Genomic DNA, 22,795 nt, shown 5'->3' on the forward strand with positions numbered 1-22,795 from the left:
ATCAACTACTCTCAAGGGCTATATTTCAATAATATACCAAGTATTGGATTCTACTGAGAATTGGATTTAGCCAATTTATCTTCTTCTTTCAACATTTCGGCGATCATAAACGCACGAGCTTCCTGATCAAACTGATCACGCTTAAAAGTCCCCTGAGGACCATACTGAGCAGTAAAATGCTCATCAATACTGGTTAAATAAGAATTACTTAGTGCGGCTATCTGAATTGGTGATTCCATCGCTAAAACTAACTATTCCGGACCTTAATTCCGTTCTTTGTATCTTAATTTCCATTTATTTTTACCTATGCTTCCTCGTAAACTCTCTCTTGACGAACTTAATCGACTCTCCGTTGATGAATTTAAAGACGTAGATAAATTTCCATACTGCCTGATTTTAGACGATATCCGAAGCCTGAATAACGTGGGTTCTGTGTTTAGGACGGCCGATGCTTTCAGAGCATCTAAATTGTATTTATGCGGCATTACAGGCCAGCCCCCTCATCGCGATATTACGAAAACAGCCCTTGGGGCTACCGAGTCTGTAAACTGGGAACACACCTCCGATGTAGTTGCCTTAGTACAAGCGTTACAGACCGATGGCTGGGTTGTAGCTGCCGTTGAACAGGCCGAAGGAAGTACTTCACTCAGCAATTTTTCGCCTGAACCAAACAAACGCTACGCATTCGTGTTGGGTAACGAAGTGACAGGTGTTCGGGATGAGGTTGTGCAGTTGGCTGATGTGGTGCTTGAGATTCCTCAGTTTGGCACAAAGCACTCGCTCAATATTGCCGTTACAGCAGGCATTGTCTGTTGGGATTTCCTCCAAAAAAGATAACGAAAACTTAACATTGGGCTTTTGATTGTCATTTAAAATTCGTATTTCTTTGTAAATTTTTTCATACAGAACAAATGGCCAACAAAACCCTAAAAACCAAGCAGAAGTCGCTTAGCTCGGAAATTCTTAGTTCAATTGAAAGTAAGCTCAGCGAAGCTGGTGCCGCCACAAAAAAAATGAAGAAGTCCATCGCAAAATCGGCGGACAAGCTGGCGAAAAAACTGGCGAAATTGATGCATAAGGCTGAAACAAAAGCCGCCAAGCCTGCTAAAGCAGCAGAAAAGAAGGTCAAAAAGGAGGCTGCCAAAGCGAAGAAAAACGCTGATAAAGCCGCTAAAAATGCCAAACGCACAGCGAAAAAAGCAGCGACTGCCGTAAAAGAAGTGGTATCTGATGCAACGCCAGCACCTGCAACTACTCCTCGTGCTACTCGCAAGCCAGCTCCTACATCTAAACCAGCCGCTCCAAAAACGGCACGCGCTCCACGTCCTAAAGCAACTACGCCGGCCGCATCAACTCCAGCAGAAACAACAACTGAAGCTGCCTAAAAGCGTCAATTAATACCAAATTTTACTATAAGCCCGTAAAACGGGCTTTTTTTGTTATCAATTATTGCGTTTTAGTCTATACATTTACACATGCGTTCATGTCGTCTAGTTGTTGGCTTTTGGTTGCCTACTAACCCATAAAAAGACAGCGTTATGCTGCGTCGTTCTATTGTCTATCCGCTGTCTGCTGTTACATTTCTGTTAGTCATTATCATTGGTATAGTGTTCTACGGAAACTGGACATCGGTAACCCCTTCCCCTATATCATCTTCATTCCGATGGTTGGGTCTACTTGGATTGATCCTGATCACGCAGATATTGATAGGTTATCTGATCTGGTGGTTTCTTCGGCGACAACAGCAACCAGTTGTTCAGACCGAGGTACTTCACTCCATTGTTCATGAGTTTCAGTCGCCCATCACGGCGATTCGGATGGCAGCGGATATTCTTGACTCCCCTATTGCCCGCAATCAGCCTGAACGCACAGAGAAATATGTTCGTATTATCCGGGAAGAGACCGAGCGGCTCCAGCACCAGGTCGAAACTATGTTGACGCTGGCCCGTGCCGATCGTAATACGCTCATTTTAAACCCAGAGCCCATTCAGGTTCATCAACTCCTCCGATCAGTAGCCGAACGGCATGGCGACTACCTAACGCTAAATTTAGCGGGTAATGATACCCATATCCTGGCCGATCGTCTGCATTTCACCAACGTATTGTATAACCTTCTGGATAATGCCATAAAATATAGCTCAGAAGAGCCCCAGATTACGTTACTCACCCAAACCAATACTGATGGTCTTACGATTACGGTGCGCGATCGGGGCGTGGGGATTCCTCCTAAATTAGTGGCTCAGATTTTCCAGCCTTTTTTCCGGGTGCATGACCGGAATCAACCTAGTGTAAAGGGATTTGGCCTAGGCTTGAGCTACGTCCAGCGAATCATTCAATCGCATAAGTGGACAATCTGGGTAAAAAGTGAAGTGGGCAAAGGCAGCGACTTTATGATTCAGGTGCCACCTTCCGCGCTTTTATCGCCCGATGATTCATCGGGTAAATAATGTGAATTATGGAGGATTTACGAATAGATTATATTAGCTTTTTGTCATCCCGACGCCAGGAGGGATCTTCGGTAAATAACCAGTTGCCGAAGATCCCTCCTGGCGTCGGGATGACAAAAAATAACTTTATAAATAACTGACAATCAGTCGACAACTTCAGGTTTTATCCATTATTCACGTTAAATAAGTTGTTCAGCAATAGCTTTTATTTATAAAAAACGGTCGCTATCAGGCAAAGTGTGCTGATAGCGACCGTTTGATTTTTCAAACCTATAAGGTCTTAGAAACCTTATAGGTTTACTGAAGTTCTACTTTGCATTCATGCTCTGCGCTGCTTTCGTAACCCTCATAACACCATTCATAATCCGCCAGTGACCGGGGAATGTGCAAACGAATGGATAATCGCCGGGAGTTGTTGGGGCCGTGAATTTGAGCCGATACGTCTGATCAGGATTAACTAATGGCGTGGCTGCAATCACCTGTGCAATTGACGGTACGTAATTCTTCTCCGCTCCGTCTTTAGCCGTGATCATTTTATCGGCAGCTGCGCCAATGATCTCCATGCTTTTAGGCTTACCAATTACCAGATTGTGCTGCATGGCATCGGGGTTTTCCAGTACAATCTCAACTTGTTTTCCTGCCGTAACGGTAAACTCTTTTTTATCGTAACGCATTTCTTCACGTACCGTTTTCATCCGTACCACTTCCACATTCGGATCGACTGGGGCTTCTTTTGTAATACCCCAAGCTTCATAAAGGCGACTCAGGCGTTCCCGATTTTCGTTCGAAACAGAATTGCTTAAACTAGCCAGGAACGACTTATCGGCATCTTGAACAGTAGCTTTTTGTTTCAAATTCCAGCCTTCCGATGCGCCTTTTACAATGGCTTCTCCCTGTGCTGGTGCTACTTTCTGACTCTGTCGGAGTAAAGCAATAACAGAATCGGCTGGAGCAACCGACGCATAACTACGAGTAGCCCGTTCGAGCGCGTAGGCGCTCAGGCTTTGGGGGGCCCGGTAGATGAGCGTATGGGTAGCGTTGTTATTTTGCTCGTTGCCTTCCACAATTTTGTTCTCGCGGTCGAGCATAACTGTAATGGTATATTGTCCAGCCCGCTCAAAGTTTACACCCATATCACCAACCCAGGGGCCATTGTTCGACTTGCTGATCGTGACGGTTTCGCCGGGTTTGATGCCCGTATTGTGCGTCACGCTCACAAAGTCAATTTTTGCTCCTTCAGCAGCGCCTTTCGGCCCTTCAATTCGAAGCGACAAGGGAATAACCGTTCCTTCAGGGATGGCGACTCCACCATTGTTTTTTACATCCACAAATAGGCGAACACCTTCCCGAACAAAAGGCGACTCTGGCGTAGTCCGAATGGCGGCCACCACAAGGTCAGGCAGATTTGGTGAGGAGACCGCCTGTGTTGCCGAAGAAGCCGTAGCAGCTGCGGGTGCTTTTTCCATAGCAGCATGATTATGAGCGGTCATATCACGAGCTGCGGGTGCGTTCGTCGTAATCTGCTTCATGTAAGCCTTCAGCAATCTACCATCCTGGCTGGTCAGAACGGCAGCAAATGCTTCGGGCAACCAACGGTCATTAACCTCTGTTGCTTTTTCCAGTCGGGCCAGAATAGCCTGTTGCGTAGCCTGGCTTTGTGGTATTTCAGACAATTTCAACAGCGTATTTAGCACAACTAATGGCTCTGCATCAGTTAAAGAATTAGAGGCTAATAACGCATTCGCCACTTCCGGAGTAGCTGGCATTACCTGAATAGCCGTTTTCCGAACAGCTGCTGCCGGATGTTTTAGTGCTTTACCAACCGCAACGGTAGCATTTTGATCAGAACCATCCAATGCATTTAAGCCTTTCAATGTCCATAGGGCGTGAATTGCCGCCGGATTATTGCCAATTTCATCGAGAGACTGGTCATTGACCAATGCAATCAGTTGTGGCACTACATCTTTATTGTTCCGCTCAATGAGCAACCGCTGAGCCGTCATCCGCCAGAACATATTCGTGTTTTTCAATGCAGCAACCAATTCCGCTGGCCGATCCTTGCTCAACGTCATTGATGTATAAGCGGGCGCATTTTTGTAACCAACCCGGTAAATCCGTCCGTGGGTGAAATCGCGGAGGGGCGTTTCGTAAGCATTACCTGATCCGTTAGTTGCGCCTTTAGGCGTTGGGTTGTGCTGGATAATGTAACTGTACCAGTCAACTACCCAAACGGCTCCGTCGGGCCCGACTTCGGCAAATACGGGTGCAAACCATTCGTCGGCTCCGGCCATCAGGTTAAACCCTTCCGCATCTTCGAAATTGGTGCCGTTTTTCTGCATCACGTTCTGGTGCAAAATGTGCCCTGTTGGCTCGGCGACGAAAGCGATATTGTTCCAGTATTTTTTCGGGAAAGCACGGGCGGTGTAAAAATTATGTCCCGCTGCGGCTGTGAATCCACCAAACACGTCGACCTGCCGCACTTTTACCGTAATGGGCTTCATGTCTTTGTGCGTATCGGTGCTGCGGCTACCATTTTCGCGGAGATGCGGAGCCCCATGAAAATACTGATTAGGAATAGCCATGTACCAGCCGTGCGAGTTGTTAGCTGTCGAACCGAAAATATCACCGGTTTCCTGTAGGCCTAATCCCCAGGTGTTGTTCGAGGTACTAGTCATGTATTCAAGCTTCGATCCATCGGGCTTGAATCGGAAGAAACCCTGACTAAACTTCACGCTATCAGCACCAACTTTCCCTTTGAAACCAGAATAGCCTACGCTTCCCCAAATCCAGTTATCGAAACCGTAATGCAGGTTGCTTGGTCCAGCATGTGTATCGAAGGTACCAAAACCAGTGAAAACAATCTTTTTCACATCGGCTTTGTCATCGCCGTTCGTGTCCTGTAAAAACAGCATATGCGGAGCCTGAGAAACGTACAGACCGCCGTTAGCAAACGCCATACCCGTCGGAATACTCAGTCCTTCAGCGAAGTTGGTAAACTTATCGGCCTTGCCGTCTTTGTCGGTGTCTTCGCAAATAACGATGTAATCAGAACCGCCTTCGGGCTTGCGCTCGTTGGGATAATCTTTGGTAATAAGAGCATAAAGCCGTCCCCGTTCATCCCAGGCCATCGCAATGGGGTGCATCACGTTGGGTTCATGCGCAAACAGGTCGAGGGTAAAATCGACCGGCACCTGAATGTGCTTCATCGACTCTTCAGGCGAGAGTGGATTTTGCTCCATCTGAGCCCCAGGGCGCTTTTCGTAGTTCGGCAAGTTCGCTTCGTGATACGTAAATGCCTGCGGTTTTAGGTCGTCATGCAGCTTTTTAACCTCATCGCCCACAGCCCAAAGAATACCTCGTTCCAGCAATTGCTGAAAACCAGGCTGGAGCCAGGTACGTTCATCGTGACCATAGGCCGTATAAAACACGCGGCCTTTTCCATATTGTCGCGTCCAGGTATAGGGTTCTTCCTTAACGCCTGGCTTATCTTTTTCCTGGTCGGCTTTAATTTCCCGAACCGCCAACACGTTGTTGTCGGCTTGTAAATGGCTGTGCAAGTACGTTTCGTCGTAGGCCTTAAACGATGGTAAACCCGCTACAATTGGGTTGTTTGGTTGCGTGAACCTCGTTTGGATAGTGTCCATCCGATGCCGCCAGAATTGACCGCCCACTACTTTATCAACGTATTCCGTCGAATTCCGGAAACACCACGACGCGCAATGCACTGGAATTATTCCTTTCCCAGATGCGACATAATCCAGCATTGCTTTTTCCTGTGGCTTCGGAATACTATCCCAGTTGGCATAAATAAGCAAGCCGTCATATTTATTTAGATTCTCCGTATTCAGGTCCTCTAACTTATCGGTGTAGGTGAAATTGATGCCTTTGTCACCCAATGCGGCCATAATTTCCGGCACACGCTCGATCGGTTTATGATGGCCGTTATCACCCAGAAACAAAATTTCTATTCGGCGAGGGGTGGCTTTGCCCAGTTTGGCCCCGCGTGGATTCGCCGATTCTTGTCGGACACTCGTGTTAGGAGCCGACTGGCGGGCGCATTGGGCAAAGACAGTTGCCAGCCCAATCAGAATAAGTAGTTTTTTCATTTTAACACAGAGGGACGGAGGTAAACACAGAGATTACGGAGAAACGCCGTGCGCTCCGTGTTTACCTCCGTTACCTCCGTGTTTAAATTTTATACGTTTTTAAAATCTGGCAATTGAATCAACTTTCCTCCTTGTAGCGCCGATTCGTGCGCCAGGATACCCACACTCGTCCAGTTGGCCGATTGAGCGGCATTGGGGAACGGTTCACGATCTTCGACAATAGCCGATAAAAACTCATGTACCATATGCGGGTGCGACCCACCGTGGCCTCCACCCTGCGTAAACGACAGGTGCTGCTGCTCATTGGCATCGTAAACGCCCTTTGTGGTGAAGCGCTGGATCGGTTCGGGCAACAGGTGCGCGTAATCAGGCACGGTTACTTTTTCGGGAATTTCCGGCTCAGGCTTTTTGGCAGTATGAATCACAGGCTGCTCTTCTTCAATGAGTTGCCATTCAAACGATTTTTTATCGCCATATACTTCAAAACTCTCCCGATACTGACGTGCTACGTCGAACAGTGAACGGTAGACATACGCAGAAAGGTCGCTATCCTTAAACTTGATATGCGCTGATTCAACAGCAAAAGGCGAATTGTGAATTTTAGCCAGTTCTTCCCGAATCGTTCCTGAGCCAAAGCACGATACGTAATCGGCTTCGAGTTTGAGTAAGCCAGCTACCGGGCCAACGCAGTGCGTAGCATAGTGCATTGGGGGCAAACCAGGCCAATAATCCGGCCAGCCGTCCATATCCTGCTGGTGACTTGCTTTCAGAAATTGCACTTTACCTAACTCCCCTGTTTCATACAACTCCTTAACAAACAGAAACTCCCGGCTATACACCACAGTTTCCATCATCATGTATTTCTTGCCTGATTCTTTGGTCGCTTTCACGATTTCCAGACATTCTTCAACCGTTGTCGCCATAGGAACCGTACAGGCAACGTGCTTACCAGCCCGCAGGGCTTTCAGGCTTTGCTCGGCATGATTTGGAATGGGCGAATTGATGTGAACTGCGTCGACATTCGGATCGGCCAGTAATTCATCGTAACTGCTGTAGCGTTTCTCGATGCCATAGGCATCCCCGATTTCGTTCAGTTTTTCAACATTACGCTGACAAATAGCGTACATGTTCGCGTTCGGATGCCGCTGATAAATAGGAATGAATTCGGCCCCAAAGCCCAGGCCAACGATAGCTATGTTGATCATTTTAAAAGAGAGAAAGAGTGAATGAGTGAAAGAGCGGTTAATAAACGAAAGAAGACTAGGATGTGAGCATTTCGCCCTTTCGCTCTTTCACTCTTTCATTCTTTAATTTAATAAAGGCCAGTCCATCAACAGCCAGTTGTTCGGGCGAGTCGAACATAGGCCGGAAAATATGCGTAGCCGCTGCGAGTTCAGGCGGATTTGGTCCAAATGCTTCAATGGCAATCGGCCCTTCGTAGCCAACTTCCTGTAGGGCACCAAATACTTCATCGAAATTGATATGGCCCCGGCCCGGCGTAGAGCGGTCATTCTCGGAAATCTGAACATGAGCCAGATAAGGGGCCACTTTCCGGATAGCATCGGCAATGTTTTTCTCCTCCATATTCGCATGGAACGTATCAAATGCAGCCCGGCAATTGGGGTGATTAACGTCTTCCACGTAACGTACAAGCTCATCTACACAGGTGAGCAGGTAGGTTTCAAAGCGGTTCAGGTATTCTATGGCCAGCACAACACCCTTCTCTTGAGCATATTCGGCTACCTCGCGCATACCCGTTACTGACCAATTCCATTCTTCGGCTGTGGCTGGCTTACCCGTAAAGGTTTTGAAACCCGCATACATGGGGCCCATCAAAATAGTAGACCCAACCGCCTGTGAGCAATCGACAACCTTTTTCAGAAAGTCGATACCTTCCCGACGCACGCGCTCATCAGGGCTTATCAAGCTATATTCATGTCCGCAGATGGTGCAGGTCTGAACACCCAGGCCCAGGCCTTTCAGTTGTTGACCAAGGCTTTGCCACTTCACCAGGTTTACATCGTTGATGGGCGTTTCAACAAAATCAAATCCGCTCGTTTTTAGAAATGACAGAGTATCAGAGAGATCCTCATCCATTGTCATTGTCCAAACGAACATATTCATTCCTATCTTATTCATATTGCATCTGCATAAAATTACACAAATCTAAGCAGTAGTAAAATTACAGATGTAGCTTTTATTGGCCAATGTCGACTATATTTTTACGCGATTAAAAGGAATTGTCCGTTATTTGCGTTAAAAAAGAAGTAATTCAATGAAACAACCCCTCCGGAAAGACCTTGAACCCGTTGCTGCTTCGTTCACGGTGAAAGAATTGATGGAGTCTCACTTTGACCCAAACTGGCACTTCCATCCACACTATCAGTTATTCCTGGTAGAAGAAGGGACGGGAACACGTTTTATTGGCGATTCAATCAAGCCTTTTGGACCGGGCGATCTGGTTTTTCTCGGCCCAAACCTGCCGCACCTTTGGCGCAGTGATCAGGCCTATTTTGATAAGCAGTCAGGTCTTAAAACAAAAGGGATTGTTGTGTACTTCACTGGAGATTTCCTGGGAGCTACCTTTTTCGAGCAACAAGAAATGGCACCATTGCGCCAACTGCTTGGTCATGCCCGACAAGGGTTAGAATGGACCGGCCTTACCCGCAATCGAGCCGCTGCCACTCTTCGTCAACTAGCACAACAGCCTATTACCTTCGAACGGATTCTGAATCTGCTGACGTTATTGAATGAACTTTCTCACGCCACCGATTATCAATATTTGACCAGTGCAGGCTATACGAATACCGTTAAGCCCACGGAAACGGATCGGATGCAACTTGTACACGATTATGTACTAGGGCACTTTCCTGACGATCTTAGTCTGGATAAAGTCGCTGATCTGGCGGGTATGACATCACCAGCTTTCTGCCGATATTTCAAAGCTCGTGCGAATAAAACCTTCTCAGAGTTTGTGTCTGAAGTTCGGATTGGTCATGCCTGTAAATTGCTGATGAACGGGAAGCTGTCTATTACGCAAATCAGCTTCGAGAGCGGGTTCCGAACGCTCTCCAACTTCAATCGACAATTTAAAGATATTACGGGCCAAACCCCTTCGACGTATGTGAAGACGTATCGGCAATTCTAAGGCAAGTAAACTTTTGCAGATTTTTTAGTTACCTTTATGGAACTATGAAGTCTCGCCGTAAAACTTTTTCGATTAGTCAATACGATAAGATTGTTAAAGAGAACTTAGAAGCCGCTATTCCTGCTCTACTTAAGCGTCTTTTACACATTTATCCAGTCGAATCAGAAGAACTACCCGACGATCTTCAACATACTAAAGAGCGTAAACCTGACGCCTTAAAACGTATACGCGACGCAGATGGAAAAACATTTATTCTTCATCTGGAATTTCAGGTAGCTGATGATCCTGATATGGTATACCGAATGGGAGATTATTGTGTCATGCTTGCCAGAGCCTATCGACTTCCTATTCGACAATATGTGCTATTTATGGGAGCTAAACTCCCTAAAATGCCCACCGAGCTCAACATGGGCGATTCTATTATCCGCTATAATCTGGTATCTTTCCATCAGTTTAATTCTGAGTTATTCCTAACCTCTGATAAGCCAGAAGAAATCTTATTCGCTCTATTAGCGGATTATGGAACAAAGTCCCCTGAAGCCATTCTGGAACATATAGTCAATCGAATTTATGAAACGACAACAGGATCGTTAGCGTTTGAAAGGTATATAAGTCAATTGCGGGTATTGGTTCAGCTACGTAAACTACAACCAGTTTTAGAAACAGTCATGGAAAAATTAACCCAATATTTTAAAGAGCAGGAAGATCCTTTCTATAAAAAAGGGGAGCGATTAGGGTTTAGCGTGGGCCTTGAAAACGGCAGAAAACAGGGAATTGAATTGGTAGTCTCGAACCTACTTAGAGAAACAGCTTTATCAATCAGTGAAATTGCTCGATTGGCGGAGGTCCCTATTAGCTTTGTTGAGGCACTAAAAAAAGAGTTGTCGGCATAATAATTTTATACCGACAACTCTTAGCCTTGAGAAACTCCTACTCTAATACAAGGTTGTTGTTCCAACTGATTGACGCACCGACACGCCCTCTAAAATAAACGAAAGCAAATCCTCATTCAGGCGATCTTTCTGGGTTACAAAAAGGCCGTGTGGCTCCCCTTCATAGACGATATACTGAGCCGTTGGCAGTGCGTTAGCTGTACGCTCGCCCGATGCTTCAATGGGCACCGTTTTATCCGAATCGCCGTGAATAACTAGGGCAGGAACCTGAATTTCAGCCAGATCATCGCGGAAATCGGTTGATGAGAATGACTTGGCGCATTCAATTGTGGCCTTGTGCGAAGCCACGTAGGCGCGGGCAAAATCACCGTCAAGGTGCGCCTGACTAACAGGCTGACTGACCAGATTTACGCCATAAAACTGTTTGCCAAACGTTTTAAGGAAATCAGCACGATCTTTCTGTAAATTAGTCAGTATATCGTCAAAAACGTCCTGATCAACACCATCCGGATTATTATCGGTTTTCAATAAATAAGGCGTTACGGCACTGATAAACGCTACTTTAGCTACCCGCGCTCCGCCATGACGACTCATATATCGGGCTACTTCGCCCCCGCCCATCGAAAAACCAACCAGCGTCACATTTTGCAGGTCTAACTCATCGAGTACAGCTTTCAGGTCGTCGGCCAGTGTGTCATAATCATAACCATCCCAGGGTTGCGACGATTTACCAAACCCCCGACGGTCATACGTAACAACACGAATGCCGTGAGCGGGCAATTCGGCCAGTTGATAATCCCACATTTCGTGACTCAACGGCCATCCATGAATTAATACGACTGGCGCACCAGTACCCAAATCCTGATAAAAAAGCTTGATGTCGTTGCCAGACGCATCCGTACCTGCTTTAATGTAGCTCATAACGTGTTAAAATTTGTTCTGTTGAGTTATTCTATTTGCATAGTAGAACTATGACTACAAGTAATGGTTTTCGAGAGATTTCCCGTTAGATCAGTTTTAATGATCATTGTATCATTCTTGTATAAAGCAGTTGCTACTTGCCATTTAGTAAGAATTATAGGACTAGAGCACACCGTTCGGCTTGCTGATTGCTGTAAACCCAAACCAGTTAAAACATGTTGTCGACTGCCTATTTAGACAGTATAAAAAAGCAGTTTGCCTATTATAAACTGCTTGGAGAGAAGACGTTCGATCAGGTTTCTGATGATAAACTATTCTGGCAATTCAACCGAGAAAGTAATAGCATAGCACCAATGAAGAAAAGTTTGCACAGCCCAAACACAAAGAACATTTTACGGACGAATATCTAGCAAAATAATCAGGTTGTGTTTTTACCAGTAGATAAACTGATAAAAATACAACCTGATTACTTCTCTTAAAGACAAGCTCCTATTACATCAATACCCCCTGAAACACCTCGTCTAACCGCGATACAGGCTTGATACTGATTTTATAATCCTTCGTGTCCAGCCCTTTCATATTATACTTGGAGATAAACATCTTCTTGAAGCCCAACTTTTCAGCTTCAGCAATGCGCGACTCAATTCGGCTAACGGCTCGCACTTCGCCCCCCAAACCGACTTCGGCAGCAAAGGCTACTGAGGGCGCAATAGCAATGTCTTCGTAGCTCGACACAATTGCTGCACAAACGGCCAAATCAATAGCCGGATCTTCGACACGCAGGCCACCGGCAATATTCAGGAATACGTCCTGCTGACCAAGCCGGAATCCGCCCCGTTTTTCCAGCACAGCCAGAAGCATATTCAGTCGTTTGGCATCGAAACCTGTGCTGCTTCGTTGCGGAGTACCGTAATTGGCCACGCTGACTAAGGCTTGTGTTTCGATCATAAGTGGCCGGTTTCCTTCCAGCATCGACCCGATTGTCACCCCGCTTAAGGCTTCGTCACGCTGCGAAATCAGGATTTCTGATGGATTCGTTACTTGCCGCAACCCACTCCCCAACATTTCATAAATACCTAGCTCGTCGGTACTGCCGAAGCGATTTTTGGTAGTCCTCAAAATCCGATAGGTGGTGTGTCGATCGCCTTCAAACGTCAATACGGTATCGACCATATGTTCCAGCACTTTCGGACCAGCCAACGAACCTTCTTTAGTGATATGGCCAATCATAAACACGGGCACGCCACTTTCTTTGGCATACTTCATGAACTCAGTTGTGCATTCGCGCACCTGCGAAACGCTCCCTGCCCCAGACTCGACCAGCGATGATTGCATCGTCTGGATTGAGTCGATGATCAAGACTTCCGGCTCAAAATGTTCTACTGTCCGAAAAATATTCTGAGTAGACGTCTCGGTCATAACGTGACAATCGCTGGTAGGTGCATCAAGTCGCTCGGCGCGCATTTTTATCTGCTGTTCGCTTTCTTCTCCCGACACATATAACACACGCATACCAGCCAGACTGAGTGCAATTTGCAGAAGTAGTGTAGACTTGCCGATGCCCGGTTCTCCGCCAATAAGTACCAATGAACCCGCTACAATGCCACCACCCAGTACACGATTCAGTTCGGCATCGGTAGTTCGAACACGGGGTTGTTCTTCATAATTAATGGCATGAATTGCTTTAGGTTTAGCCGCAATTTTGAGTCCTCCCGGTCCTGATGATGGACTTCGCCAGCCACCCTTTTCGGGTTCGTCTTTCTGAACGAGTTCTTCAACAATTGTATTCCATTCGCCACACGAGGGACAACGCCCCATCCACTTAGCAGACTGATGTCCGCAACTCTGACAGAAATAGGTAGTTTTTAGTTTGGCCATTCGGGGTTAAATGAAGAATGTATAGTGGATAATGAATAATGAATTTATAGGCTGGTTAAACCCCAAAAGCATTTGTGAATCAAAGCTTCCGAAGCGCTTCAATTATGCATTATTCATTGGGCACTATACATTAACTATAACGCCGTTTACTCGAAATAAGTTGACTTTCTGTACCGTATTACCCCGATTCACGTTTAACAAACAGCACTATTATTTTACAGCCAGCTATGAAAAAAATCCTGCTTTTTACTTCCCTAATTTGTTTGCCTGCATTCACATTTGCTCAAGGCTTCCAGATTGGTATTAAGGGAGGGATAAATCTCTCCAAGCTTACCTTCGGCGATTTTGTCTCTACCGGAACAAACGCCAACGGCTCGCCCAACGTAAGTGTTGATGGTCAGACTTTCCGCAATAATTTACAGGCCAGTCTGGACAGCAAAATGGGAACGTCCTTCGGAATATATGCGCGATTTGGGCGTAACCTGTTCATACAACCTGAGTTGTTATATTCTACACGCTCAGGCTCGTTCAGTGTTATTCGAAATGGTCAGACCGAGACGTCAACCATAAAAACAACCAGCTTCGATGTACCGCTGCTCCTCGGGATTAAAGGTGGCCCCATACGCATAGTAGCCGGTCCGGTAGCTTCCTTCCGAATCAATGATAACCAGAGTTTGGGCGATGCGCTTAATCAATACACCAAAGGTTCTTTAAACGACGCCTGGGCGCAGGCTTATTACGGCTATCAGGTAGGCGGTGGTCTGGATATTGGTTCTTTTGGACTCGATGTTCGCTATCAGGGCAACATTTCGGATATTGCCGAAATTAAAGATAGCGGTGCCAAATTCAGTCAGGGTATGAAATCCTGGCAAATTACGCTGGCTTACCGTCTGTTCTAAGTCGTAAGTCACTTCCTTACATAAACAAACCGTTGCTGTCCGCTCCTTAAAGGAGTTTGCAGCAACGGTTGTTTCTTTCAAATTAACCCGTTAAATCTTAGAATCGATTTACATCAACGAATTTCATCTTAATTGTATAGCCGTTGCCAATATTGCGACAATTGGAACGAGATATCTTTCATTCGACGACGAGATATGGCTACTTCACGACCATCAGCTAAGCGTACCTGACGATCCCGTGTAAAGATGCTTTTTTGTACGTAAGCCAGATTGACAATATATGATTTGTGAATGCGTAAAAACATCGATCCATCTAATGTTTTTTCAAATTCTTTAAGCGTTTTTGACACTAAAAATCGTTTCCGATCTCGGGTGTGCAGAAACGTATAATTCCCCTCTCCTTGTAAACACAAAATATCATCCACCGAAATAAAAATTGTCCGATTCAGATAAGGTAATGCAATGCGTTGGGCACTACGCTGATAAGAAGAAGGAAAATGAGGGACAACGGAAAGTGGTTGGGCAGATGAAAATAATTTAGCTTCCATAGTAGAGAGTAGTTTTGGTTCGTTTTTTAGTTCCTGATTAGCGAAACAAAACTACTTGAAGCGTGCTGGTTGAAAAAAAACGACCTGATCAATAAGGGCCCTCACGTAGAGGTAACCAGTTATTAATCAGGTCGTTACAGATAAAATCTGTGTATTATTTGGGTGGATTTACCCACCCTATTGCGTAAAACTACGTAGTAAAGCAGGCTGTGAATTTGCGCTATAGTTTTCGGAAAAACCCCGCTAATTCAACTAGCTTAGAGCCACAGGCTGAAAAGTCCGAATACGATCGATAAACATTTGCGCACGCCGACGTGATATTTTTACTTGCTGTCCATCAGTCAACTCAAGTTCGCCTTCTTTCTTCACGAAAAACTTCCGTACAAAACCAAGATTTACAATGCAGGATTTATGCACCCGGACAAATGCCTGACCATCAAGCAAAATTTCGTATTCTTTTAGCGTACGGGATACCAACATTTTGGTACCATCTTTCAGAAAAAATTTGGTATAGTTACCGCATCCTTCTAATCGTACAATCTCATCGACAGATACTGTGCGTTTGCGGTCATAAAATGGAATGAGCAATTTCTGCAAACAGGTCGAATCGGCAATTTTTTCCACACTATTGTGGAAAGGCATGGACAGTGTGTCGAAAATAGAGTCGTTAGCGAATGCGTTCATAATCGTCTGGTTATATGTATGATTAGTACTACTTATGAGTTGATAGTCAGCCGATTAGTTTGCAGATTTAAATGCCGAATTAACTAGCTATCACTCATTCTCTATGGAATCAATCTACAAGAATCAGTCCTACTTAGTAAATCGCAGTCATATAATTACACATATTATTATAACTTATTAATAGTCAGCATTGATTTACCACTTAATCAACAAATAGCTAATTTCACTGACCAGTACAATTTTTCCCGTTTTTTACGCGAACTGGCCTGACTCACTCAGAGTCTTCTTCAACTCATTCGTACGCTCTTCCCAGTTTTGCCTACCTTTGTGAAAGCGAATAGCGAAACGAGTAGCGTATGCTGGATAAAGTAAAAGATCTCCACCTCGAGATTGATCAATATAACATTACATCGCCGGAACAATTAGAGCAGTTCCGCATGCGGTTTATCAGCCGTAAAGGCGTCATTACGGAGTTGTTCGAACAACTCAAAAGTGTTCCACAAGCCGATCGTCGGGCTGTTGGGCAAGAGCTGAATGGCCTGAAAAACCTGGCCCAGGAGCGCTTTGACAACTTCAGTCAACTCATTGACGAACAGCGGGCATCGGCCAATAGCGCTCCCCCTGTCGATCTGACTCTCCCTACGATTCCGAATCTAACGGGTACGCAACATCCGCTCACTCTGGTCCGCCAACGGATCATTCAGATTTTTGAACGGATCGGGTTTAACGTTGCCGATGGGCCCGAGATCGAGTCGGATTGGTACAACTTTGGGGCGCTCAACTTCCCCGACAATCACCCGGCCCGCGATATGCAGGATACGTTTTTTGTCGAAAAAGCCACTTCAGGCGAGACTTCGGCCGACATGCTGCTGCGGACGCATACTTCCAATGTACAGATTCGGCTGATGGAACGGCAGAAACCTCCAATCAGGTCTATTATGCCGGGACGTGTTTATCGAAATGAAACCATTTCGGCGCGGGCGCATTGTATGTTCCACCAGGTTGAGGGTATCTACATTGATCGAAATGTAGGATTCAAAGACCTGAAAGACACGCTCTATCATTTCGTAAAGGAGATGTTTGAACCCGGAACCCAAATTCGTTTCCGTCCATCGTACTTCCCCTTTACAGAGCCCAGCGCAGAAATTGACATTTCCTGTCAGATTTGTGGCGGTAAGGGTTGCAACATCTGTAAACATTCGGGTTGGGTCGAAATTGCCGGATCGGGCATGGTTGACCCACAGGTGATTGCTAACTGCGGCATCGACCCTGAAGAATACACAGGCTTTGCTTTTGGCATGGGCATTGAGCGCATCACCCAGCTAAAATATGTGGTAAACGACCTGCGCCTATACACCGAAAACGACGTGCGTTTCCTCCGTCAGTTTGAAGGACTTTAACCAATTGCGAATGAGTGAATGAGTGATTGAGTGAATAGCTGACGCACATTTTTATTCACTCAATCACTCATTCGCTCATTCACTCATTAACCATGTCTCCCATCCGCCTTTCTGATTTAGCGTTTACGCTCGAAGCCGTCATTGACGAAGCTTTCGGACAGAAGGCTGTGTGGGTCGTGGCCGAAACGAGCGATATTAAGAATTATCCAGATCGAGGCTATTGCTTTTTAACACTCGTAGAACGTGAATCTGCCGGACGCGAAACCTTGGCTAAACTCGATGCCTGTATCTGGCGACGAAATTATCATACCATTAGTGCCTTTGAACAGGCCACTGGGGTAGCTTTTGCCCGAAACATCCAGCTCTTACTGCTGGTATCGGTGAGCTTTAGCCCAGTATATGGGTTACGTCTGGAAATTTTAAAAATTGACCCATCCTATACGCTGGGCAATCTGGAACGAGAACGGCAGGCGGTTCTCGATTCACTGGTCAAGAATCACCCCGACCTTATCTGGGTCGAAGCCGGCCAATACATTACAGCCAATCAGTTGTTAGCACGGCCCGTTGTCTTTCAGCGAGTGGCATTGATTACAGCTCCGAATTCGGATGGCTGGCGTGATTTTCGACACGAGCTGGCACAAAACCCATTCGGCTACGATTTTGTAGTCGATGAGTTTTTAACCCAGGTACAGGGACAAGGGGCCGAACGGGCAATTTGTGGCCAATTAGAGCGCATTCGAACGAGTGAAGTAGCTTATGATGCTGTTGTCATCGTGCGTGGTGGTGGTTCACGATTAGATTTCGGTTCGTTCGATACGTATTTGATGGGCGAAACAGTAGCTGGGTTCCCGATTCCCATTCTGGCGGGCATTGGTCACGAGCGAAACGTGAGCATTACCGATTTACTATGCCATCAGAGTGTAAAAACGCCTACTAAAGCAGCCGCTTTTTTGATTGAGCACAATCGGCAGTTTGAAGCAGCCTTTCTCCAGTTACACGAACGAGTACGAATGGTTGCTCGCGAAGCACTACAAACGGCTCGGGAGAATTTAGATCGGGAAACAGAACGGTTACGCTTCGTAGGCCATACCTACTTTCGCGAACGCCATACCGACTTAACCGAAAAAGCCGTTACGTTGCGTCACCTCGACCCAGCGAACGTGCTTCGCCGGGGATACGCTTTATTGCTTCGCAACGGTCGGATACTCACCCAAACAGCTACCATCCAACCCAATGAAACGCTCCAGGTGCAAATGCACGATGGCAGTATTGGTATTAAAGTTATAGAGTTATAAAGTCATACAGGTATTGCAACGGCAACGGTATATAAACTTTATAACCATACAACTGTATGACTATTCAACTTTACAGAAAGAATGACTTATCAGGAAGCTTATGACCAACTGACTACGCTGGTCGACGAAATAGAGAATGACGAGGTGCCGCTTGATGAATTACCGGGCAAAATCAGGCTGGCTTCCGACCTAATTACCTTCTGTCAGGAACGGCTTCGGGCTGTGGAGACGGAGTATCAGGAAGTTATAGAAAGGTTACCCAAACGATAAATCGGTATTTTATTATTCTGGCATGCGCGACCTTTGCTAAACCTTGCCTAATTTTATCCCCAATGTAAACTTCGATGGTGCTTAGAGACCCGGTTTTGGTTGTGATGTAAGCGATAAGCACCTATTTTCTGCCTGATTGAGTCTGTTGATTATATGAATTTATTTGCCAATCTAACGAATGTATTAAACTCGGACGTTCTGTCGCGTATCGCTACATACATCGACGAACCCACCGAAAAAACCACTAAAGCCGTTAACGGGCTTGTCTATACCATTATAGGTGGACTGATGAAACGCACAACCAGCGAAATTGGCGTTAATCAGCTCTACAATCATATACAGAAAGGACGGTATGACGGCAGCCTGACTGAAAATCTGCCGGCTGTATTAAAAGACGCTGCCCTCACAAACACGCTTATTACTCAGGGGAATGATGTGATCAGCCATCTGTTGCCCGCCATGAAAAGCTCAATTGGCAGTATGATTTCGGGCTATGCTGGCATTCGCAATTCATCGTCCATTGGCTTGTTAGGGTTAACGACAACGATCGTACTGCATGTGCTGGGGAAGCAAGTTAAAGACCAGAAATTAGATGCCGACGGGTTGGCAGCGTCCTTATTCAGCGAGCGTGACGCGTTTGTTAATGCTGTACCAGAGGACTTTATGCCTCAACTCGTCGAAAAAGTAGGATTGCATCAGGTGGTAGCTGGCTTAGCTATGCCCGCTCGTCGGACAACAGCCGAATCGTCGGGACGAACGACAACCACAGTTACTCGCCCCGCCATCAGCTACGAGCCTGCCGATGACTCTGACTCAGAAAACGAAACCTTAACAAAGTGGGGTGTTGGTGCCTTAATCGCTGTAGCGCTGGCTGTGGGTGGTTATTACCTGTATCAGAACACGCAAAAGTATTCGAATGGCGAAGAAGCTATAGATGTCACATCAATGGCGGATACGCTTCAGACCGATACCGTTGCGCGATCGTTGGCTGTTCCTAAAGACTCAACAGCGAAAACGGCCTCTAAGCCCACACCAGCCACAGCAACAACTACACTGGGAGCGGCTACATCGGCAGTTGCAGCGGGTGGCCTAACGCAGCAACTAGCGCCTTATCTTGGCAATGCGGCTTTGCCCAAAGGACGCGTATTTCCGTTAACCGGAATAACCTTTCAACCCGGTTCGCTATCCATGGCGGCTGGTGCTCAGGCTACTGTCAATGAATTGGCAACGATTCTGAAAACGTATCCTCAGCTCCAGATACAACTTGTTGGGTACGCCAATGACGCTACAGGCGAGTTTACTAACAAAAGTTTGTCGTTTAAGCGGGTAAATCAGATCAAGCAGCAATTGATGGCGTCGGGTATTAATTTTATGCGAATTGATGCCATTGGGCGTGGCACAGGAGTGGCCAAAGGCGATACCTCCCGCATTCCCAAACCAACCCTCAAAAAGATTGATTTGAAAGTAGTTGTAAAATAAGTATCTGTTTTCATCAATAGATTTTAATCATAAAAAAGCCATTCCTGTGCACAGGAACGGCTTTTTTATGACCCACTCTTTTAGCCAATTCAGTCAGGCATGTTTAGAAATCTATCTATTTTCTCAAAACAACTTCTGGCGGTCACAGTTCATAACGGGTAGTAACGAACAACTAACGGTTATGAACACAGGAACAGGAAAAACTGCTCTGATCACCGGTGCCTCTAGTGGCATTGGCCAGGAACTCGCTAAACTGTTTGCTCAGGATGGCTATAACTTAATATTGGTGGCCCGAAGCGACGATAAGTTGGATCGGTTAGCCGATGTGTTTAAAAGCAACTACGGAACCCAGGAGATTACGGTCATCGGTAAAGATCTGGCGACTGAAGACGCTGCACAGGATGTCTACAATCAGGTAAAAGCCAAAGGTCTTGCCGTCGATGTGCTGGTCAACGATGCGGGCGTAGGTTTATACGGTCTCTTTGCGACTGATACTGATTGGGAACGAGAGAAAGCGATGATTCACCTCAACGTCCTGACACTGACGCAGATGACGAAGCTTTTTCTGTATGACATGCTTGCGCGCAACGAGGGCAAAATACTCAACCTGGCTTCTTTACTATCCATCACGCCTACCCCACTGATGGCCGTTTATGCAGGCACGAAGGCGTATGTCTACAACTTCACCCAGTCGCTTATCAACGAAGTAAAAGATACTAACGTAACCATCACGGCGCTTTTACCAAACGCGACCGACACCGACTTCTTCTTTAAAGCGGGTGCCGAGAATACCAAAGTAACCGATGAGGTGCAAGACCCGGTTATGGTTGCCAAAGCTGGTTATGATGCGCTTATGGCGGGCAAGTCCAAAGCTATTCCGGGTGGTTTGAAGAATAAATCGTACGAGGTGTTGTCCTATGTAGCGCCACAAGAAACCCTGGCGGCCGTTATGCGCGATAAGATGAAGCAAAAACCAGAGCCCGACGAAAACGAACCCAAAATTTCATTAGCCTGGGGAATTGGTTTCGGTATTGCGGTGATTGCCGGAATCGCATTAACAATTGGCTACAAGAATACAAGCGATTTCAAAAAGGCAAAGTACAAGTACAAAGCGAAATCGGCGGGCGCTACATTGTCTGACACGTTCTCGTCCCTATTGGATACCGTAGTCGATTCGGTAGTTGATGCCTACCAGAACACGAAGGCCAAAGCTGAAAAGGTTGTGTCGAAAGCAGAAGATGTGGAAGAGGAAGTAGCTGCCTAATTGACTATACCGCATGAAAAACTCTTCATTCTGGCGAATTGCGACAGCCGCCTTCGCCGTTGGCAGTATTATTTACACAACCGTATCGAGCAGTCGGGCACGACAGGAAAGTAAGGCTCGAAAAGAAGCCGAAAAAGGCGGACTGGCCTACGAATACGATGTACCAGTAGAATATGAGCAAGTGTTTGAAAAGAACATGATCGTTCCGGCAGGATGGACCTTTGGTGCTGTGTGGTCTACTATTTACTCCGGTTTGACGGCTCTATTAGTACACCAGGCATTGCCTTCGCAGGAGCATAATCCCCGCTACGAAAAGGCGTTGCCCTGGTGGTGGGCTAGCTGGTCGCTCAACGCCATTTTTGGGCGCTTCTTTTCGGAGAATGATCCACGGAGTATCGTTATTTCCGACCTCACTACGAAGTTTAATCTACCCGCAGCGTTGGCGTTACACCAGAGCCTGGAAATCGGTAAAACCGATGTGCCCTCGCCTGAAAAATACCTTCGCATTCCGGTCAGCCTTTATGCAGGCTGGCTCACGGCCGCTACCGTTGTGGGCACGCCCAACACAATACTAACGCTGAATGCCTGGAAACCCGATGAAGAACGCGATGAGCCTATATCAGCAGGTATTCTGGCCACTACAGCACTGGCAGGCTATTTCATTGCCCGACGGCTGAATGATCCGTGGTACATGCTCCCATTTGTAGCTGGTTTTGCCGGAATAGCCAGCCGACAGTGGTCGAAAGAGCCTATTGTTGGACAAACAGCTGGTGCACTGGCAACGGCTTATGCCGCTTTACTGGCTTACTGGCTCCCCAAAGGCAAATTTCACGACTACGACAACTTTGTTGTGTACGATGCTGAAGCCGAAGTACTGGCAGGCCCCGTTGAAACCAGAGAGCCTCATCAGGCCGAAATCGCCCGCGAGCGCATGAAACCTATAGAAGCTGAAGGGTTGGATTAAGGGACGTTACATTCATTACAAAGTGCATCCTGACTACGGTGAGGGTGCGCTTTTTTGTGGTTTAGGGCTTTTGCTTATAAGGCCTCGTTGACTAATGAGCATTCAACCCCGCTAGGGGTGGCCAGTCAATAGAATCTCGTTCAAGTTGCACACAATTAAAGCCCCTTTAGGGGCGACCGAATTACTACTATGATTGGGGTCGCTCCTAACGGAGCTAGCTATTGAATATGATCGACTTTACAATTGAGTAAGGACAATTGTGATGCTTTCGCTTACCTCAACCGTCTAAGGATTATAAATCCTTGAACTATGCCTAACACTTATACCCAGCTTTATGTCCAAATTGTCTTTGCTGTTAAAGGGCGTCAAAATCTTATTTCCAGTGAACACAAGAATGACCTGCATAGCTACATAACCGCCATTGTCCAAAACCGCGGAGCTAAGTTATTAGCCATCCATTGCATGCCTGATCATGCTCATTTATTCATTGGTTTTAGGCCCACGCTTACCATATCTGATTTAGTGCGAGATGTAAAGGCTGATATGGTCCTAAAAATCCGGACACGAAACTTTTTTAACTTCGTGTACCATGAACCAAT

Annotated in this window: 22 protein-coding genes; 14 read left to right on the plus strand and 8 right to left on the minus strand. The window is 46.3% G+C overall.

What is annotated here, in order from left to right; translation table 11 throughout:
* Positions 1-50: 50 nt before the first annotated feature.
* Entirely contained in the window at positions 51-239 is a 189-nt protein-coding gene (locus ACYVGR_RS24475) for a hypothetical protein (protein ID WP_460961689.1), read from the minus strand.
* A 67-nt stretch (positions 240-306) separates the two neighbouring features.
* Here ACYVGR_RS24475 and ACYVGR_RS24480 point away from each other — a divergent pair, with 67 nt between their 5' ends.
* From ACYVGR_RS24480 to ACYVGR_RS24490, 3 genes are all read left to right on the plus strand, one after another.
* The gene (locus tag ACYVGR_RS24480) at positions 307-837 is read left to right on the plus strand and encodes an RNA methyltransferase (protein WP_460961691.1); all 531 of its coding nucleotides are present in this window, start codon (positions 307-309) and stop codon (positions 835-837) included.
* A 74-nt stretch (positions 838-911) separates the two neighbouring features.
* A complete protein-coding gene (locus tag ACYVGR_RS24485) occupies positions 912-1,385 on the plus strand; it encodes a hypothetical protein (RefSeq protein WP_460961693.1) in 474 nt (157 codons plus the stop codon).
* A 153-nt stretch (positions 1,386-1,538) separates the two neighbouring features.
* Positions 1,539-2,447, plus strand: a complete 909-nt coding sequence (locus tag ACYVGR_RS24490) for a sensor histidine kinase (RefSeq protein ID WP_460961695.1) — start codon at positions 1,539-1,541, stop codon at positions 2,445-2,447.
* Positions 2,448-2,755: 308 nt separating this feature from the next.
* On the opposite strand, the gene ACYVGR_RS24495 is transcribed toward ACYVGR_RS24490, so the two are convergent.
* The 3 genes from ACYVGR_RS24495 to ACYVGR_RS24505 form a co-directional block, all read right to left on the minus strand.
* A complete protein-coding gene (locus tag ACYVGR_RS24495) occupies positions 2,756-6,553 on the minus strand; it encodes a PVC-type heme-binding CxxCH protein (protein ID WP_460961697.1) in 3,798 nt (1,265 codons plus the stop codon).
* Positions 6,554-6,642: 89 nt separating this feature from the next.
* Entirely contained in the window at positions 6,643-7,758 is a 1,116-nt protein-coding gene (locus ACYVGR_RS24500; protein WP_460961699.1) for a Gfo/Idh/MocA family protein, read from the minus strand.
* 55 nt (positions 7,759-7,813) lie between these two features.
* Positions 7,814-8,692, minus strand: a complete 879-nt coding sequence (locus ACYVGR_RS24505) for a sugar phosphate isomerase/epimerase family protein (protein ID WP_460961701.1) — start codon at positions 8,690-8,692, stop codon at positions 7,814-7,816.
* A gap of 136 nt (positions 8,693-8,828) precedes the next feature.
* Here ACYVGR_RS24505 and ACYVGR_RS24510 point away from each other — a divergent pair, with 136 nt between their 5' ends.
* Both ACYVGR_RS24510 and ACYVGR_RS24515 read left to right on the plus strand, forming a co-directional pair.
* Positions 8,829-9,701: an AraC family transcriptional regulator gene (locus tag ACYVGR_RS24510; protein ID WP_460961703.1), complete on the plus strand. Its 873-nt coding sequence runs from the start codon at positions 8,829-8,831 to the stop codon at positions 9,699-9,701.
* Positions 9,702-9,745: 44 nt separating this feature from the next.
* A complete protein-coding gene (locus ACYVGR_RS24515; protein WP_460961705.1) occupies positions 9,746-10,594 on the plus strand; it encodes an RpnC/YadD family protein in 849 nt (282 codons plus the stop codon).
* A 42-nt stretch (positions 10,595-10,636) separates the two neighbouring features.
* On the opposite strand, the gene ACYVGR_RS24520 is transcribed toward ACYVGR_RS24515, so the two are convergent.
* Positions 10,637-11,515, minus strand: coding sequence for an alpha/beta fold hydrolase (locus ACYVGR_RS24520; protein WP_460961707.1), 879 nt, complete (start codon positions 11,513-11,515; stop codon positions 10,637-10,639).
* 215 nt (positions 11,516-11,730) lie between these two features.
* Between ACYVGR_RS24520 and ACYVGR_RS24525 the strand changes: the two genes are divergently transcribed.
* Complete coding sequence (locus ACYVGR_RS24525; protein ID WP_460961709.1) at positions 11,731-11,925, plus strand: DUF1572 family protein; 195 nt, start codon at positions 11,731-11,733, stop codon at positions 11,923-11,925.
* Between the two features lie 82 nt (positions 11,926-12,007).
* Here the strand turns inward: ACYVGR_RS24525 and radA are convergent, their stop codons facing one another.
* A complete protein-coding gene (gene radA / locus ACYVGR_RS24530; protein WP_460961711.1) occupies positions 12,008-13,393 on the minus strand; it encodes a DNA repair protein RadA in 1,386 nt (461 codons plus the stop codon).
* Between the two features lie 227 nt (positions 13,394-13,620).
* Between radA and ACYVGR_RS24535 the strand changes: the two genes are divergently transcribed.
* The gene (locus tag ACYVGR_RS24535) at positions 13,621-14,292 is read left to right on the plus strand and encodes a porin family protein (RefSeq protein WP_460961713.1); all 672 of its coding nucleotides are present in this window, start codon (positions 13,621-13,623) and stop codon (positions 14,290-14,292) included.
* A 128-nt stretch (positions 14,293-14,420) separates the two neighbouring features.
* Here the strand turns inward: ACYVGR_RS24535 and ACYVGR_RS24540 are convergent, their stop codons facing one another.
* Positions 14,421-14,840: a LytR/AlgR family response regulator transcription factor gene (locus ACYVGR_RS24540; RefSeq protein ID WP_182461007.1), complete on the minus strand. Its 420-nt coding sequence runs from the start codon at positions 14,838-14,840 to the stop codon at positions 14,421-14,423.
* Between the two features lie 252 nt (positions 14,841-15,092).
* On the minus strand, positions 15,093-15,524 hold the full coding sequence (locus tag ACYVGR_RS24545) for a LytR/AlgR family response regulator transcription factor (RefSeq protein ID WP_182461006.1): 432 nt from the start codon (positions 15,522-15,524) through the stop codon (positions 15,093-15,095).
* A 356-nt stretch (positions 15,525-15,880) separates the two neighbouring features.
* Here ACYVGR_RS24545 and pheS point away from each other — a divergent pair, with 356 nt between their 5' ends.
* The 7 genes from pheS to tnpA all read left to right on the plus strand — a co-directional run.
* Positions 15,881-16,924, plus strand: a complete 1,044-nt coding sequence (gene pheS / locus ACYVGR_RS24550) for a phenylalanine--tRNA ligase subunit alpha (RefSeq protein WP_460961716.1) — start codon at positions 15,881-15,883, stop codon at positions 16,922-16,924.
* 92 nt (positions 16,925-17,016) lie between these two features.
* Positions 17,017-18,219, plus strand: a complete 1,203-nt coding sequence (locus ACYVGR_RS24555) for an exodeoxyribonuclease VII large subunit (RefSeq protein ID WP_460961718.1) — start codon at positions 17,017-17,019, stop codon at positions 18,217-18,219.
* 81 nt (positions 18,220-18,300) lie between these two features.
* Positions 18,301-18,489, plus strand: coding sequence for an exodeoxyribonuclease VII small subunit (gene xseB, locus ACYVGR_RS24560; RefSeq protein ID WP_182461003.1), 189 nt, complete (start codon positions 18,301-18,303; stop codon positions 18,487-18,489).
* A gap of 153 nt (positions 18,490-18,642) precedes the next feature.
* On the plus strand, positions 18,643-19,968 hold the full coding sequence (locus ACYVGR_RS24565) for a DUF937 domain-containing protein (RefSeq protein ID WP_460961720.1): 1,326 nt from the start codon (positions 18,643-18,645) through the stop codon (positions 19,966-19,968).
* A gap of 181 nt (positions 19,969-20,149) precedes the next feature.
* Positions 20,150-21,232 carry an SDR family NAD(P)-dependent oxidoreductase gene (locus ACYVGR_RS24570; RefSeq protein ID WP_460961722.1) on the plus strand — a complete coding sequence of 361 codons (1,083 nt, stop codon included), beginning with the start codon at positions 20,150-20,152 and terminating at the stop codon, positions 21,230-21,232.
* 13 nt (positions 21,233-21,245) lie between these two features.
* Complete coding sequence (locus ACYVGR_RS24575) at positions 21,246-22,196, plus strand: tryptophan-rich sensory protein (RefSeq protein WP_460961724.1); 951 nt, start codon at positions 21,246-21,248, stop codon at positions 22,194-22,196.
* A gap of 309 nt (positions 22,197-22,505) precedes the next feature.
* The coding region (gene tnpA, locus ACYVGR_RS24580; RefSeq protein WP_460961726.1) for an IS200/IS605 family transposase at positions 22,506-22,795 on the plus strand (290 nt) is incomplete at its 3' end.

Source organism: Spirosoma litoris, from assembly GCF_054776755.1.